Origin of the sequence: Acidiphilium sp. (assembly GCF_049977125.1) — a bacterium.
Lineage (GTDB): Bacteria > Pseudomonadota > Alphaproteobacteria > Acetobacterales > Acetobacteraceae > Acidiphilium.
Map to the genome: position 1 here is coordinate 1 of NZ_JBMFGY010000077.1, position 15047 is coordinate 15047.

Consider the following 15047-nt stretch of genomic DNA (forward strand, 5'->3'; position numbering starts at 1 on the left):
GGGCTTCGTCGGCGAGGGTGGCGAGGGTGAGGCCCTCGGCGCCGGCGAGGGTGAGGGCGCGGCCGATCGAGCCTTCGGCGAGGGTGGCGAGGCGGGCGCGCTGGGGGGCGGAGAGGTCGGGTTGGGCGGTGGCGAGCAGGGTTTCGATGGTGGCGGGGTCGAGGGTGGCGGCTTCGAGCGGGCGGCAGCGGCTGCGGATGGTGGGGAGAAGGCGGCCGGGCGCGTGGCTGATCAGGAGCCAGATGGCGCGGGGGGGTGGTTCCTCGAGGAGTTTGAGCAGGGCGTTGGCCGCGTTGCGGTTGAGGGCTTCGGCGCCATCGACGATGACGACGCGCCAGCCGCCCTCGCCCGGTGTGAGGCGGAGGAATTTGCCGGCCTGGGCGACGGTTTCGACCACGATTTCGCCCTGCATGCGCTTTTTTTTCTCATCGTAGCGGCGCTCGATGACCAGGAGGTCGGCGTGGGAGGCGACGGCGACGCGGCGGAAGATCGGGTCGGTGGGCGGGAGTGCGAGGTCGGGCGTTTTGGCGGCGGCGAGGAGCCAGCGGGCGAAGCGGTAGGCGAGGGTCGCTTTGCCGATGCCGGGCGGGCCGGTGATCAGCCAGGCGTGGTGCAGGCGCGGGCCGGATGCTGCGCGGTGGAGTTCGGCGATCGCGCGGGATTGGCCGAGCAGGATGGGGTTGGCGCGCGGGGCGATCATGCGGCGAGGCGGGTGGTGAGGGTGGCGGCGATGGTGGCGGCGATGGAGTCGATGGGGCCGGAGGCGTCGATCAGGGCGCAGCGGGCGGGGTCGGCGGCGGCGATTGCGCGGAAGCCGGCGGCGACTCGGGTGGTGAAGGACGCGTCGAATGTTTCGTAGCGATCGCGGGCGGTGGGGCGGGATGCGAGGCGGGCGGCGGCGATGGGGGCGGGCGCGTCGAGGATCAGGGTGAGGTCGGGGGTCAGGCCGATCATGGTGGTGAGGGTGGCGATGGTGGCGCGGTCGATGCCGAGGCCGTAGCCCTGGTAGGCCATGGTGGAATCGGTGAAGCGGTCGCAGAGGACGATGTCGCCGCGCGCGAGGGCGGGGCGGATCAGGGTTTCGACGTGATCGGCGCGGGCGGCGAAGACGAGGAGCGTGTCGGCGAGCGGGGCGAGGCTTGTGGCGGGGTTGAGCAGCAGGGCGCGGATGGCTTCGGCGCCCGGCGTGCCGCCGGGTTCGCGGGTGAGGAGGATGGTGTGGCCGTGGGAGCGCAAGGTGGCGGCGAGGCGGGCGATCTGGGTGGATTTGCCCATGGCTTCACCGCCCTCGATCGTGATGAAGGTGCCGGGGCGGAGTTTGCCGATCAATGCACGATGATTTCAGGGTCGGGGATGCCGCGGGCGAGGACCTGGCGCAGGGCGGCATCGGCGGTGGCGACCGAGCGGTAGGGGCCGAGTTTCACGGCATAGAGGGTGCGGCCTTCGCGCGGTTGCGGCACGACGTTGCCGGGCAGGCCGGCGAGGCGGGCGCGCAGGGATTGTGCGTCGTTCACGCTGCCGAAACCGGCGATTTCGACATAGAGCGGACCGGGATCGGGCGGCTCGACGGTGACCGCGCCGGAGAGCGGGGCGTCGGGCGATCGGGGCGCTGTGGTTGGGGCGGCGCTGGTCGGGGAGATCAGCCCGGTGGTGCCGGCGACACCGGCGGCGCCGGGCGGCGGCGGTAGTGCCGCGGCCTGCACGCTCGCAACCGGCGCGGCGATGGGACGCGGCCCGGCGCCGAGCGCTGTCTGCAGCGCGGTGGAACGGCGGACGCGCAGTTTGACCCGAATTTCGACGACGCCCGATCGGGGGAAACCGAGCAGGGTGGCGGCTTTGCGGCTGACGGCGATGATCCGGCCGGGGATTGGCGGGCCGCGGTCGTTCACGCGCAGAACGAGGGTGCGACCGTTGGTGAGATTGGTGACGCGGACCAGCGAGGGCAGCGGCAGGACCGGGCTCTGCGCCATCAGGCCGGATTGGTGGAACGCCTCGCCATCGGTGGTGGCGGCTTCGTGGCCGGGCGGGATGATCGTGGCGAGGCCGGTGCGGTCGTAAGCGTCGAACGTGCGGGGGTAGTGCCACTCGCCCGCCGCGAAATAGGCATTGCCGATGGTGTAATGCGCGCCGGTGGGCGCGGCGCCAGGACGGATTCGCTTATGGACGCAGCCCGACAGCGCGAGCGCCAGCAGCACCAGCGTTGCCGGCCAGAGCATCGATGACCAGAGCGATGATGACCAGAGCGATGATGACCCGGCGAGGGGCCGCGCCCGAATTGGCAGGATTTGGTTCATCCGGTGATCAGGCGACCGAGTTCACCGACCGCCAGGGCGTAGAGATCCGACGGGTTATAGCGGCGGATGGCGGTGAAATTTTCATAGGCGAGATAGGCGGCGCCGCTCGGTCCATCGGGCAGGAGAAGCGAGGCTTCGGTGCCGGGCGGGAGAGGTGCGGCCCCTGCCAGACGGCGGATGCCCAGTTGTTGCCAGCGCGACAGCGGCAGATGATGGTCGCGGCCGGCGAGGCTCACATTGAATCCGGGGGGGATCAGCACCGGTTCGGCCGAGGGCAGGCCGGGAATCCAGCGCGCCTTGTGGAGATAATTGGCGATCGAGGCCAGGGTGTCGGGCACATTGGTCCAGATATTGGGGGTGCCGCGACCGGAAAAATTGATGGCGGTGGTGAGATAGACGCTGGGCATGAATTGCGGCTGGCCCATGGCGCCGGCCCAGGAGCCGATCAATCGTGGCAGGGGCGCATCACCGCGGGCGGCGATTTTCATCGCGGCGATCGCCTCGTTGGCGAAGAAGCCGCTGTTGCGGAACCAGGCCAGGGTGGCGAGCGAATCGATCACCTGGAAATTGCCCTGGATGGCGCCGAAATCCGTCTCGATGCCCCAGATGCCGATGATCGGCGCGGCGGGAACGCCGAAGCGGCGCTGGATGTCGGCGAAGATCGCGCGCAGCGGGATTTGTTTGGCCTGCCCTTCCCTGACGCGGGCCTGGGTGACGACGCGGGCGCTGTATTGCGCCCAGGTGAGGGTGAATTCGGGTTGATGCGCGTCGAGATGGATGACCCGTGCGTCGGGTGCCAGTCCGCCGAGTGCCTGATTGACGATGCCGTCCGGGATGCCCTGCCGGCGGGCGCGCGCGCCGAGACCGGCGAGGAAACTGGTGAAATCAGCCGCCTGGGCAGATGGCGTGGTGGCCAGGCTCAGCCCGGCGAGGCCCAGGGGAACGGCGGCGAAGGGGGTGGCGATGAGGGTGCGTCGGTTCATGGCGGGGCTTGTGCCATGGGCCGGGGAATGGGGAAAGACGGCCGGCCGGGATCGGCTAGAAGGGGGTCGCATCGCAGGTCGCGAATTCGATCAGCCGCTCCAGAACATCGGGTTCCTGCGCGCCGGCGATTGCGGCGGAGCCGTCGACCACGAAGCAGGGCACGCCGTTGATGCCGAGACGGTGGGCGTAGAGATTATCGGCATGAACCAGTTCCACCGCCTGATCGGATGCGAGAAACCGGCGGGTCGCCGCTGCGTCGAGACCGGCCTGGGCGGCGATGGCGGTTAATTGTTCGGGATGGCCGATGTCGGCGCCGTCGTGAAAATAGGCGCGGAACAGGGCGAGGATCACATCCTCGGCATAGCCTGAAGTCTCGGCGAAACGGACCAGGCGATGGGCATCGACGGTGCTTGGGGTGCGCCGGATGCGCGCAAAATCGATTGCGAGGCCTTCGGCGGCCGCGATGTCGGTGATTGTCATGTAGAAGCGGCGGGCGCGTTCCTCGTCACCGAATTTGCGGGCGGCGTAATCGGTGCGGCTGACGCCGAGGCGCGGCATGTCGGGGTTGAGCAGGAACGGCCGCCAGATCGGCTGGATCGTGAGGTCGCGGCGGCGGGCGCGCATGCGGACGAAGCGGTGGACGCCGAGATAGCACCATGGGCAGACGAAATCGAACACGATTTCGATTGAAACACGGCCGGTCCGGGGCAGAAGCATATTCACGGCCCCGTACTCTATCGTATGTGCGAACCGATGCACAATGGCGTTCGCACCCCGTGACGATCAGGGGGGGGTCGGGGTGTCGAGCAGGGTGGAGGTGGTTTGGGTCTCGCTGATGGTTTGCAACAAGCCGGCCGGATCGGTGATCATGCCGAAGCGATCGATCGGTGATGGCCGGCCGAGCAGATAGCCCTGCATTTCATCGGCGCCGCAGCGGCGCAGGATGGCGGCCTGGACCTCGGTTTCGACGCCTTCGACCACCACCGGCAGGCGCAGGCCACGGCCGAGACCGAGGATGGCGTTGATGATCGCCAGCGATTCGGAGCCTTCGCCAAGATCCTTGACGAAGCTGCGATCGACCTTGAGCTTGTCGAACGGAAAGGCGCGCAGCGTGGCGAGCGAGGAGTAGCCGGTGCCGAAATCATCCATGGCGATGCGCACGCCGAGCGCCTTGATCTGGCGCAGGGTTTCCAGCGCACGCTCAGGATTGCGGATCAGCAGGGATTCAGTGACCTCGATTTCAAGGCGCTCCGGCGCAAGACCGGTGGTGGCGAGAACATCGTCGATGATTTCGGCGAGATTACCCTGCTGGATCTGGATCGGCGAGACATTGACCGCGACCTTGAGCGGATTGACCCAGCTTGCCGCCTCGGCGCAGGCGGTGCGCAGCACCCAGGCCCCGAGCGATCCCATGATGCCGATCGATTCGGCGATGCCGATGAAGATTTCCGGCGATACCTGACCGTGAATCGGGCTGTTCCAGCGGAGCAGGGCTTCGAACCCTTTGAACGTGTCACGCCGTGTGCAGAGCATGGGCTGATAGACCAGCGAGAACTCGCCGCGCTGGAGGGCGAGGCGCAGATCGTGCTCGAGTTTGCGGCGTTCCTGATAGTCGCGCTCCATGGAATTGTCGTAGATCGCGAAATTATTCGGCCCCTCGCTCTTGACCCAGTGAAGCGCGCGGTCGGCGCGGGCGAGTAGATCGTCCGGCGTGGTCGCATCATCGGGGTAGAAGGCGATCCCGATCGAGGTGGAGAGCGCGATTTCGGCCTGTCCCTTGAGGACCATCGGGAGCATCAGCGCGTCGAGCAGGCGTTGGGCGAGGCGTTGCGCCGCCTCGGGTTGCTGGCCGAGCCCCTGGATGACGACGAATTCATCACCGCCGATTCGGGCCAGCGTGTCGCTTTCGCGGCTGTGGGCGGATAATCGCCTTGCCATTTCGCGCAGCGCCTCGTCGCCCGCGGCGTTGCCGTAGAGGTCGTTGACCGATTTGAAGCCATCGAGGTCGAAGCAGAGAACCGCCAGGGATTCGCGACGGCGGGCGGCGTCCGCGATCATGTGTTCGAGACGTTCGGTGAGATGCGCCCGGTTGGCCAGACCGGTCAGCGGATCGTGGCGGGCGAGATGGCGGATACGCTCGAAGGCGGATTTGCGCTCGGTGACCTCCTGGCAGATGCCGCGGACCGCGATGATTTTACCGTCCGGATCGGCTTCCGGTTGCAGATCGGTCCAGAACCATCGATCCGTGCCGATGGTGTCGTTGCCGCGCGCCTCGATCGTGACGCCCTGACGATGGGCAACCACTGCCTCAAAGGCGCTCTGGAAACGGGCGCGGTCGGACGGGGCGAATAATTGGATCAGCGCGTCGAAACTGGGAACGAAGGCGGCGGGGTCGCAGCCGACCAGCTCGTGCATTTCGTCTGACCAGGTGGTGTAGAGACCCTCGACGATCACCCGCCAACTGCCGATCCGGGCGATCCGGTGGATTTTACGCAGATCGTGGATCGCCTCGTTCGAGGCGCGGACCGCCCGACGCGCGACATCGAGCGAGAAATTGGCGGCGAGGGCGAATTTCTGCACCAGCGGGTTGGTACTGTCGGTGGTGATGAGCTGAGGACCGATCCGGTCGGCGAAGGTGCAGAATTGCCGGCAGATGTCTTCGATATCGTCAGCATCGATATCGGCGGGGGCAAGGTTGCGAGATTTTGGTTGCCCCGCCGATATCTCATCGCTCGATGGGCGATGAGGGATCGGCGTGCGATTATTCATGCCGCGTGTTTCGATCACCGGTTCGACCGCCGCCGGCCGGGTCACCGCCCGTTTGGCGACGGCCCGATCGGTCATTGCTCGGCGGGTCAGGACGCGCGCCTCCTTGCTGGGATCATTGGCCATGGCTGAGGGACGCTTCAGGTTGGAGGGTTCGGGCATGATCGTCGATCAGTGGATCGACCGGCGGGTTCATCGTGACGTCGAACACGCAGAACGGTGCCTCGATGTCGCCCGCGACGATCGCGATCGTGACGGATTCGTTGAAATGTGCCGCGACCGCCTTCATGAAACTGGCGTAGAATGCCGCGAAGCGCGACTGGGATTGGTAGGTGACGCGCAGCCGATCGCCGAACCGGCGGACCGCGACCAGATCGCTGCTGCCGTGCATGCCCGCATCGCGCGCCGACCCGCCGAAACTGTTATAAACGGTCGGCAGGCGGGTCAGAAAGGTGGCGGTATCGGCCGCGCCGGCGAACACGCCGCCCATATGCTCAAGCATCCAGCCCAGGAAATACTCACCGAGCCGATCGTAGAGAATTGTCATCGGCAGTCCGAGGCGGATGACCATCAGGGTGATGACGCGGCGGCAGAGGTCATCATCGTAGTTCCTGGCGATACTGAAGGTGAAATCGGCCGGCAGATCGAGCGTTGCGAGAAGGTCCTGCCGGGCGTCGTCGCCCAATTCATTGGCGGTGAAATTATCGACCAGGAATGGAATCAGTCCGATCATGAGTGCCTACCTTTGGTTATCGGCGCGCCGGCTTTTTGCCGGACCACTGATTTTCATAGTTTGACGGCAAAAGATGAACGGTTGGTGAACGGGCCATGGATCATCTGACGGCACCCGCCGAACCCATCTTGACAGCGGCGCGCGATCAAATCACTCTCCCCTTATTCCGAGGGGTGCGCGAACTGCGCTGAGAGCTGGAACGATCCGGCAACTCTTTGAACCTGATCCGGGTTACGCCGGCGGAGGGACGGGATTTGCCATTTTTGCACCGGCCGACGCTGCGTTGCCCCTATTTTGTGAGGAGCGCGCCATGAACGTCCAGACCAAACCTGCCCTTGTGACCACGGGCCCGATCGTGGGGTCGCGCAAAGTGTATTCAGCGCCGGAGGATCGGCCGGATATCGCGGTGCCGTTCCGCGAGGTGGATTTGCATCCGAGTGCGAATGAGGCGCCGTTCCGGCTGTATGATACGTCCGGCCCGTTCACCGATCCGCATTTTGCGCTCGATCTGGATGCGGGGTTGCCGCAGGTGCGGGGCGCGTGGCTGGCGAAGCGGGGGTTCGAGGCGGTGGCGCCGCGCGCGGTGAAGCCGGAGGATAACGGGTTTGCGCCGGCGGATCGGCTGGTGCCGGCATGCCCGGCGGCGCGCGCGGTGCTGGCCGGGCGGGATGGCGCGATGGTGACGCAGTATGAATTCGCGCGCGCCGGGGTGATTACCGAAGAGATGATTTATGTCGCGCACCGGGAGAATCTCGGGCGGGCCAAGGCGGTTGAGGGTGCGGGCGAGCGGCGGGCGGATGGCGAGGATTTCGGGGCGGCGATTCCGGAGTTTGTGACGCCGGAGTTCGTGCGGGCGGAGATTGCGGCGGGGCGGGCGATTATTCCGGCGAATATCAATCATCCGGAGTTGGAGCCGGTGATTATCGGGCGGAATTTCCTGGTCAAGATCAATGCCAATATCGGCAATTCGGCGGTGACGTCGGGGGCGGCGGATGAGGTGGAGAAGCTGGTCTGGGCGATCCGCTGGGGTGGCGACACCGTGATGGATTTATCGACCGGGCGGAATATTCATAACATCCGCTCATGGATCATGCGGAATGCGCCGGTGCCGATCGGGACGGTGCCGTTGTATCAGGCGCTGGAGAAGGTGGGGGGTGATCCGGACAAGCTCTCGTGGGAGGTGTTTCGCGACACGCTGATCGAGCAGGCGGAACAGGGGGTGGATTATTTCACCATCCATGCCGGGGTGCGGCTCGCGTTTGTGCCGCTGACGGCGAAGCGGGTGACCGGGATTGTTTCGCGTGGCGGGTCGATCATGGCGCGGTGGTGCCTCGCGCATCATCAGGAGAGTTTTCTCTATACGCATTTCGACGAGATTTGTGACATCATGCGTAAGTATGATGTGTCGTTCTCGCTGGGCGATGGGTTGCGGCCGGGTTCGATCGCGGATGCCAATGATGCCGCGCAGTTCGCGGAATTGGATACGCTGGGCGAGTTGACCAAGCGGGCCTGGGCGAAGGGCTGCCAGGTGATGATCGAAGGGCCGGGCCATGTGCCGATGCACAAGATCAAGGAGAATATGGAGCGGCAGTTGAAGGTGTGCCACGAGGCGCCGTTTTATACGCTGGGGCCGCTGACCACGGATATTGCGCCGGGGTATGACCATATTACGTCGGCGATCGGGGCGGCGATGATCGGCTGGTTCGGGACGGCGATGCTTTGCTACGTGACGCCGAAGGAGCATTTGGGCCTGCCGAACCGCGATGATGTGAAGGTGGGCGTGATCACCTATCGGTTGGCGGCGCATGCGGCGGATCTGGCCAAGGGGCATCCCTCGGCGAAATTGCGGGATGATGCGGTGAGCCGGGCGCGGTTCGAGTTTCGGTGGCAGGATCAGTTCAACCTCGGGCTCGATCCGGATACGGCGCGGCAGTATCATGACGAGACGCTGCCGAAGGAGGCGCATAAAGTGGCGCATTTCTGCTCGATGTGCGGGCCGAAATTCTGCTCGATGAAAATCTCGCAGGATATTCGCGACGATGCGGCGCGGCTCGAGGGGATGGAGCAGAAATCGGCCGAGTTCCGCGAGGCGGGCAGCCGGATTTATCTTGAGAGCGCGGCGGCGGAGTAAGACGATGCGGATCGCGGTGATCGGTGGCGGAATGATCGGCCTGGCGCTGGGCTGGCGGCTGGCGCGCCGGGGGGCTGCGGTCGCGGTGTTCGAGCGGGACACGGTCGGGCACGGCGCGAGCCACGCTGCCGCCGGCATGTTGGCGGCGGCGTGCGAGGCCGAGCCCGGTGAGGCGGCGCTCGGCGTGCTCAGCCGGGAATCGCTGGGGTTATGGCCCGCATTCGCGGCGGAGATTGAAGCCGCTTCGGGATGTTCGGTGGGGTTGCGGCGCGAGGGGACGCTGGTGGTCGCGCTCAACCGCGATGATGCGGCGAAGCTGCGCCATGATCTGGCGTTTCAGCGCAGCCAGGGCATCGACCTCGAATGGCTGACACCGGGCGAGGCTCGCGAGCGCGAACCATATCTGGCCCCGCAATTGGCCGGGGCGATTTTTTCACCGGGTGATATCCAGGTGGATAATCGGGCGGTGATGGCGGCGCTGCGGGTGGCGTTTCAGCGTGCGGGCGGGGTGTTGCATGAGCATGCCACGGTTGAACGCGTCGCCACCGAGGGCGGGTGCGCGTCCGGCGTTGTGGTTGCGGGTGAGGTCCATGCCGCTGATGTCGTGGTGCTGGCCGCCGGCGCATGGTCGGGGGGGATTGATCTACCGATCGCGCGGCCACCGGTCCGGCCGGTCAAAGGACAGATGCTGGCGGTGCAGATGGACCCGGCGGCGCCGTTGCTGCGCCATGTGGTGTGGGCGCCCAAGGCTTATCTGGTGCCGCGCGCCGATGGCCGCTTGATTGTTGGCGCGACTGTCGAGGAGCGCGGATTCGACGCGCGGATGACCGCCGGCGGGATGTATTCGCTGCTCGATGGCGCGTGGCGGGCGTTGCCGGGGATCGAGGAATTGCCGCTGATCGAGACCTGGGCCGGGTTCCGGCCGGGGTCGCGCGATGACGCGCCGATTTTGGGGCCGACCGCCCTGCCCGGGCTGATGATGGCCACCGGACATCATCGCAACGGGATTTTGCTGACACCGGTGACGGCGGATGCCCTGGCGGCGACGATTCTGGATGGCGCGCCTGATCCGCGCATCGCCGGCTTCGGCATTGGGCGATTCGAGCGGATGAGGGCGGCGGCATGAGCGCGTTGGACGAGAGCGCGTTGGGAATCCGGGTGAACGGGACGATCGAGGCGTTTGCCGCGACCATCGCTGAGTTACTGGTCGCGAAGGGGTTGGATCACGCGAAGGGGCTGGCGGTTGCGGTGAACGATCGGGTGGTGCCGCGATCGGCATGGATGACGACCCGCCTGGCCCCTGACGATCAGGTTGAAATCGTGCGGGCGGTGGGCGGAGGTTAATATGCGTACGCTGGAAATTGCCGGGGTTGCGCTGAATGCGCGCTTGTTCATGGGCACCGCCGGATACCCCAATCAGCAGGTGTTGCTCGATGCGCTCGATGCCGCCGCGCCCGCGCTGGTGACGGTCGCGATCCGGCGGATCAGTCTCGATGCCTATGGCGGGTCGCTGCTCGACGTGTTGGGCGGGCGGTATCGGTTGCTGCCGAATACGGCGGGTTGTGCCACGGTGCGCGATGCGGTGCTGACCGCGGAGCTGGCGCGCGAGGCTCTGGGCACCGACTGGATCAAGCTTGAGATCATCGGTGATCGCGAAACCCTGTATCCCGATGCGGAACTGCTGCTGCAGGCGACCGCTGCGCTGGTGTCGTCAGGCTTCGTGGTGCTGCCCTATTGCACCGACGATCCGATCCTGTGCCGGAAACTGGCGGATCTGGGCGCGGCGGCGGTGATGCCGCTCGGGTCGCCGATCGGCTCCGGCCTCGGCATCGCCAACCCTTATAATATCGAGCGGATCTGCGCGCACAGCGCCGTGCCGGTTGTGCTCGATGCCGGGATCGGTACCGCATCGGACGCGGCGCAGGCGATGGAACTGGGGTGCGATGCGGTTTTGCTGAACACCGCGATCGCGCGGGCCCATGATCCGATCGGCATGGCGGGCGCGATGCGTCAGGCGGTTCGGGCCGGGTTTGAGGCGCGGGCGGCTGGGCGGATTCCACGGAAGCTGCGGGCCGAGGCATCCAGTCCGGAGCTTGGGTTGATCGGCGCCTAGGGCGACAGGCGATTAAGTTGACGCGGCAGCGGCACCATCATCGCATGAAATCGCTCGAAAAAACATAGTACTAGAGCGTTACGCTGAGAGCATAACGCGCTAGCCGATGACCGATTCGGAGGTGGCGCGAGGGGAGATTTTCCTGTGATGTCCACCGGTGCCGATCCGCGGGTCACGCCGGCGGTTTCGGCTCAGGGCCGGAATTGCCGTGCCGCCTTGTTGATCCCTTCGGTGACCATCGGGTGCGGAAACGCCATTTCAGCCAGTGTCGTTGCGGTATGGCGGGCGTGTACCGCGAGCGCGAGCGGCGCGATCACCTGTGCGGCGTCCAACCCGGCGATCTGCGCGCCGAGGAGCACATTGTTGGACGTATCGAACACAAGCTTGATGAAGCCATCGGTCTCGCCGTAAATTTGCGCGCGTGAGTCGGTGATGTAATCGTAGCGCGTGGTCGCGACCGCCAGCCCCGCCGCCGCGGCGGCGGGTTCATCCAACCCGACCCAGGCGATTTCCGGCTCGGTAAAAACGGTGAAGGGCACGCCGTGAAAATTCATCCGGTCGACGGCCTGACCGCCGGCCAGGATGTTATGCGCCGCGACCATGCTCTGACGCACCGCGGAATGAAACAGCATGCTGCGCCCGTTGATGTCGCCGGGCGCGTAGACATGCGCGACCGCGCTGCGCATCGTGGTATCGACGACGATGGCCCCCTCGCCTGGAACACCAATCGCCCCGACCCCCTCCGGACGCACCGGCTCTCGTCCGGAGGCCATCAGGACGGCGTCGGCTTCCAGCGTCAGATCGACCCCGTTGCGGCGGTACGTTACCTGCAACCCACCCGCGCCGCGCACGATTGACGTGACGGAAGCATTCAGCAGCAGATCGACACGCGCGCCAAGGCAACGGGTCAGATAGCGCCGCAAATCCTGGTCGGCGCCGGGCATCAGCTGATCGGTCATTTCCAGGATCGTCGTCTTGACCCCGAGATGATCGAGCATCGAGGCGCTCTCCGCACCGATATAGCCGCCGCCGATCACGGCAAGCCGCGCCGGCATCGGCAGATCGGTGCCAAGACGGAACAGATGATGCGAGGTGATCGCAAGTTCGGCACCGGGAATCCGCAGCATATGGGGGCGCGATCCGGTGGCGGCGATGAGATAGCGGAAGTGATAGCGCAGTTGGTCGGACCCGTCGGTGGTGATTTCGGCCTCGTGGTCCCCCGTGATCCGCCCGATGCCCTTGTGGAAAATGACACTCGATTCGGCGATTTCCCGGCGATGTTGGTCGTAGCGGGCGTTTTGCACCAGATCCTTGTGCGCGAGCACTCCCTGCCAATCGACTGACGGGATGGCGCCGTCGAGCCCGAAGAATGTGTATTTCCGGCTCATCGCCCGGGCCAGCGCGCCTTCCCGCACGGCTTTGGATGGCACGCAGCCCTCGGCGAGGCAGTCACCGCCGAGATTGCCGATCGGATCGACCATGACGACGCGCAGCCCGGCCCGCGCCAGAAAGAACGCGGCAGGATACCCGCCACCGCCGGCGCCGAGAATGAGGATGTCGATTGGGATGATGTCGCTCAAATGCATGTCTCCGGTCGTGGATGGTAAATTTGTGCGTGCCGCCTCGTTCAGCGGCGAAGGCGGCGGGATCTCACGTATCGTGATGGAGATAACAAATATCGGTATGATTTCATCTTTGGGATATGGGGATCGCCTGAATGAAATACGAACGGCGATAAGTATAAATAAACTGTTAGTGTCATCACGAAAGTTTCATTTCTGATACTATGTTTTTGCGTTCGTCTATGTTTTCGCCTTCGTCGATGACCGGTGCACGCCGCGCGCCGGCGGCGGCCGATCACCGAGGCAACGCCGCAGCCCGGCGAGAGGTGTGAGAAGCGACGACGGGGCGAAAGGACCTGCATCCTGTTTCCAAAAAATAAGCATCGTCGTCAATTTGCGTCGATTCGGCCCTTTGCCGTATAAGAACAAACAACGAACTTTATCGACCCGCACCCTCCGACTCGGTGCAAGTGATTTTTCTGTCAAAACTTGATCTAGTGGTCATTGCACGATGCCCTCCCAATATGTTGTTATGCCCTCCGCCAAATCGATTGGAGTCGCCGCCGCAATGAACGCCATGACCCGTGCCGACCAAGCCCTGCTCGAACCCACCCTGCTCGAAACCGACATCCAGCTTCAGGGTCGCCACCAGATCAAAATTGATCGCAGCCGTGACGCGCTCCTGACCGATTTCGGCCGCGCCACGCTCGATGACCGCTATCTGATGCCCGGCGAATCCTACCAGGATCTGTTCGCTCGCGTTGCCTCGTTCTACGGCGATGACCAGGCCCACGCCCAGCGCCTCTATGATTATATCAGCAAGCTCTGGTTCATGCCGGCCACCCCCGTTCTCTCCAACGGCGGCACCGCGCGCGGCCTGCCGATTTCGTGCTTCCTCAACGAAGCGTCGGACAGCCTCGAAGGCATCGTCGATCTCTGGAACGAAAACGTCTGGCTCGCCTCCAAGGGCGGTGGCATCGGCTCCTATTGGGGCAACCTCCGCTCGATCGGTGAAAAAGTCGGCCAGAACGGCAAGACCTCCGGCGTCGTCCCCTTCATCCGCGTGATGGACAGCCTCACCCTCGCCATCAGCCAGGGCTCGCTGCGCCGTGGCTCGGCCGCGGTCTACCTCCCGATCTCCCACCCCGAGGTCGAAGAATTCATCGAAATCCGCCGCCCCACCGGCGGCGACCCGAACCGCAAGGCGCTCAACCTTCACCACGGCATCCTGATCTCGGATGCGTTCATGCGCGCGGTCGAAGCGGACGACCAATGGTCCCTCACCTCACCCAAGGATGGCGCCCACGTCCGCCATGTCTCCGCCCGCGCCCTCTGGGTCCGCATCCTCACCGCCCGCATCGAAACCGGCGAGCCCTACATCATCTTCGCCGATCACGTGAACAACGCCCGCCCCGAACACCACAAACTCGCCGGCCTCGAGGTCAAAACCTCCAACCTCTGCGCCGAAATCACCCTCCCCACCGGGCTCGATCAGCACGGCCAGCAGCGCACCGCGGTCTGCTGCCTCTCCTCGATCAATCTCGAAACCTGGCTCGAATGGCACGACAACCCCCAGTTCATCGAGGACGTCATGCGCTTCCTCGACAATGTGCTGCAGGATTTCATCGACCACGCGCCGGACTCCATGGCCCGCGCCAAATACGCAGCACAGCGCGAACGCTCGGTCGGCCTCGGCGTCATGGGCTTCCACTCCTTCCTGCAAGCCCTGAACATCCCCTTCGAATCCGCCATGGCCAAAGCCTGGAACATCAAGATCTTCAAGCATATCCGCGCCGGCGCCGACCTCGCGTCGCAGACGCTGGCGAAAGAACGCGGCCCCTGCCCCGACGCCGCCGATTACGGCGTGATGGAGCGCTTTTCCAATAAAATGGCGATCGCCCCCACCGCGTCGATCTCCATCATCGCCGGTAACTCCAGCCCCGGCATCGAACCCATCGCCGCCAACGTCTTTCTGCAAAAAACCCTCTCCGGCAGCTTCTCGGTCCGCAACCGCCATCTCCAGCAACTCCTGGCCGCCAAAGGCCGCGATGACGACGCCACCTGGTCGAACATCACCGTGACCAAAGGTTCGGTCCAGCACCTCGATTTTCTCACGGATGATGAAAAATCGGTCTTCAAGACCGCCTTCGAACTCGACCAGCGCTGGGTGATCGAACATGCCGCCGACCGCACGCCGTTCATTTGCCAAAGCCAGTCCATCAACGTGTTCCTGCCCGCCGATGTGAACAAGCGCGACCTCCACCAAATCCACTACCAGGCCTGGAAACGCGGCGTAAAATCCCTGTACTACTGCCGCTCCCTCTCGATTCAACGCGCCGATAGCATCAGCGAAAAAGTCGAACACCGCACCCATTTGGAAGCCGCCAACGATACCGCGCATATCCCCCTGGTTGCGGCAACGACCAATTATGAGGAGTGTCTGGCCTGTCAGTGAGGCGAAGCA

The 15047-nt window shown here is 65.0% G+C and carries 14 protein-coding genes and 1 riboswitch; of the genes, 6 read left to right on the forward strand and 8 right to left on the reverse strand.

What is annotated here, in order from left to right; translation table 11 throughout:
• From ACP5E6_RS12010 to ACP5E6_RS12040, 7 genes are all read right to left on the reverse strand, one after another.
• On the reverse strand, nt 1-700 hold a 700-nt coding region (locus ACP5E6_RS12010; protein ID WP_427954474.1), incomplete at its 3' end, for a DNA polymerase III subunit delta'.
• Nucleotides 697-1329, reverse strand: a complete 633-nt coding sequence (tmk, locus tag ACP5E6_RS12015) for a dTMP kinase (RefSeq protein WP_427954475.1) — start codon at nt 1327-1329, stop codon at nt 697-699. The genes ACP5E6_RS12010 and tmk, both read right to left, overlap by 4 nt.
• Nucleotides 1326-2294, reverse strand: coding sequence for an RlpA-like double-psi beta-barrel domain-containing protein (locus ACP5E6_RS12020; RefSeq protein WP_427954476.1), 969 nt, complete (start codon nt 2292-2294; stop codon nt 1326-1328). The genes tmk and ACP5E6_RS12020 overlap by 4 nt, the downstream gene beginning before the upstream one ends.
• A complete protein-coding gene (locus ACP5E6_RS12025) occupies nt 2291-3277 on the reverse strand; it encodes a lytic murein transglycosylase (protein WP_427954477.1) in 987 nt (328 codons plus the stop codon). Before ACP5E6_RS12025 ends, ACP5E6_RS12020 begins: the two co-directional genes overlap by 4 nt.
• Before the next feature lie 55 nt (nt 3278-3332).
• The gene (locus ACP5E6_RS12030; protein WP_427954478.1) at nt 3333-3995 is read right to left on the reverse strand and encodes a DsbA family oxidoreductase; all 663 of its coding nucleotides are present in this window, start codon (nt 3993-3995) and stop codon (nt 3333-3335) included.
• Between the two features lie 66 nt (nt 3996-4061).
• Nucleotides 4062-6206: a putative bifunctional diguanylate cyclase/phosphodiesterase gene (locus ACP5E6_RS12035; RefSeq protein WP_427954479.1), complete on the reverse strand. Its 2145-nt coding sequence runs from the start codon at nt 6204-6206 to the stop codon at nt 4062-4064.
• Nucleotides 6160-6777 (reverse strand): heme NO-binding domain-containing protein, encoded by a 618-nt coding sequence (locus tag ACP5E6_RS12040; protein ID WP_427954480.1) that lies wholly within the window; start codon nt 6775-6777, stop codon nt 6160-6162. Before ACP5E6_RS12040 ends, ACP5E6_RS12035 begins: the two co-directional genes overlap by 47 nt.
• A gap of 159 nt (nt 6778-6936) precedes the next feature.
• Nucleotides 6937-7042, forward strand: a riboswitch (TPP riboswitch).
• Nucleotides 7043-7087: 45 nt separating this feature from the next.
• Here ACP5E6_RS12040 and thiC point away from each other — a divergent pair.
• The 4 genes from thiC to ACP5E6_RS12060 are packed head-to-tail and all read left to right on the forward strand — an operon-like array spanning nt 7088 to nt 11021.
• Nucleotides 7088-8908: a phosphomethylpyrimidine synthase ThiC gene (gene thiC, locus ACP5E6_RS12045; RefSeq protein ID WP_427954481.1), complete on the forward strand. Its 1821-nt coding sequence runs from the start codon at nt 7088-7090 to the stop codon at nt 8906-8908.
• A gap of 4 nt (nt 8909-8912) precedes the next feature.
• The gene (gene thiO / locus ACP5E6_RS12050; protein ID WP_427954482.1) at nt 8913-10034 is read left to right on the forward strand and encodes a glycine oxidase ThiO; all 1122 of its coding nucleotides are present in this window, start codon (nt 8913-8915) and stop codon (nt 10032-10034) included.
• Nucleotides 10031-10252, forward strand: coding sequence for a sulfur carrier protein ThiS (gene thiS / locus ACP5E6_RS12055; protein ID WP_427954483.1), 222 nt, complete (start codon nt 10031-10033; stop codon nt 10250-10252). Before thiO ends, thiS begins: the two co-directional genes overlap by 4 nt.
• 1 nt (nt 10253) lies before the next feature.
• On the forward strand, nt 10254-11021 hold the full coding sequence (locus ACP5E6_RS12060; protein WP_427954484.1) for a thiazole synthase: 768 nt from the start codon (nt 10254-10256) through the stop codon (nt 11019-11021).
• A 191-nt stretch (nt 11022-11212) separates the two neighbouring features.
• Here the strand turns inward: ACP5E6_RS12060 and ACP5E6_RS12065 are convergent, their stop codons facing one another.
• Nucleotides 11213-12601: a dihydrolipoyl dehydrogenase gene (locus tag ACP5E6_RS12065; protein WP_427954485.1), complete on the reverse strand. Its 1389-nt coding sequence runs from the start codon at nt 12599-12601 to the stop codon at nt 11213-11215.
• Between ACP5E6_RS12065 and ACP5E6_RS12070 the strand changes: the two genes are divergently transcribed.
• The gene (locus ACP5E6_RS12070) at nt 12588-12803 is read left to right on the forward strand and encodes a hypothetical protein (RefSeq protein WP_427954486.1); all 216 of its coding nucleotides are present in this window, start codon (nt 12588-12590) and stop codon (nt 12801-12803) included. The genes ACP5E6_RS12065 and ACP5E6_RS12070 overlap by 14 nt on opposite strands.
• A 348-nt stretch (nt 12804-13151) precedes the next feature.
• Nucleotides 13152-15038, forward strand: a complete 1887-nt coding sequence (locus tag ACP5E6_RS12075) for a ribonucleoside-diphosphate reductase subunit alpha (protein ID WP_427954487.1) — start codon at nt 13152-13154, stop codon at nt 15036-15038.
• The last annotated feature ends 9 nt before the right edge of the window (nt 15039-15047 follow it).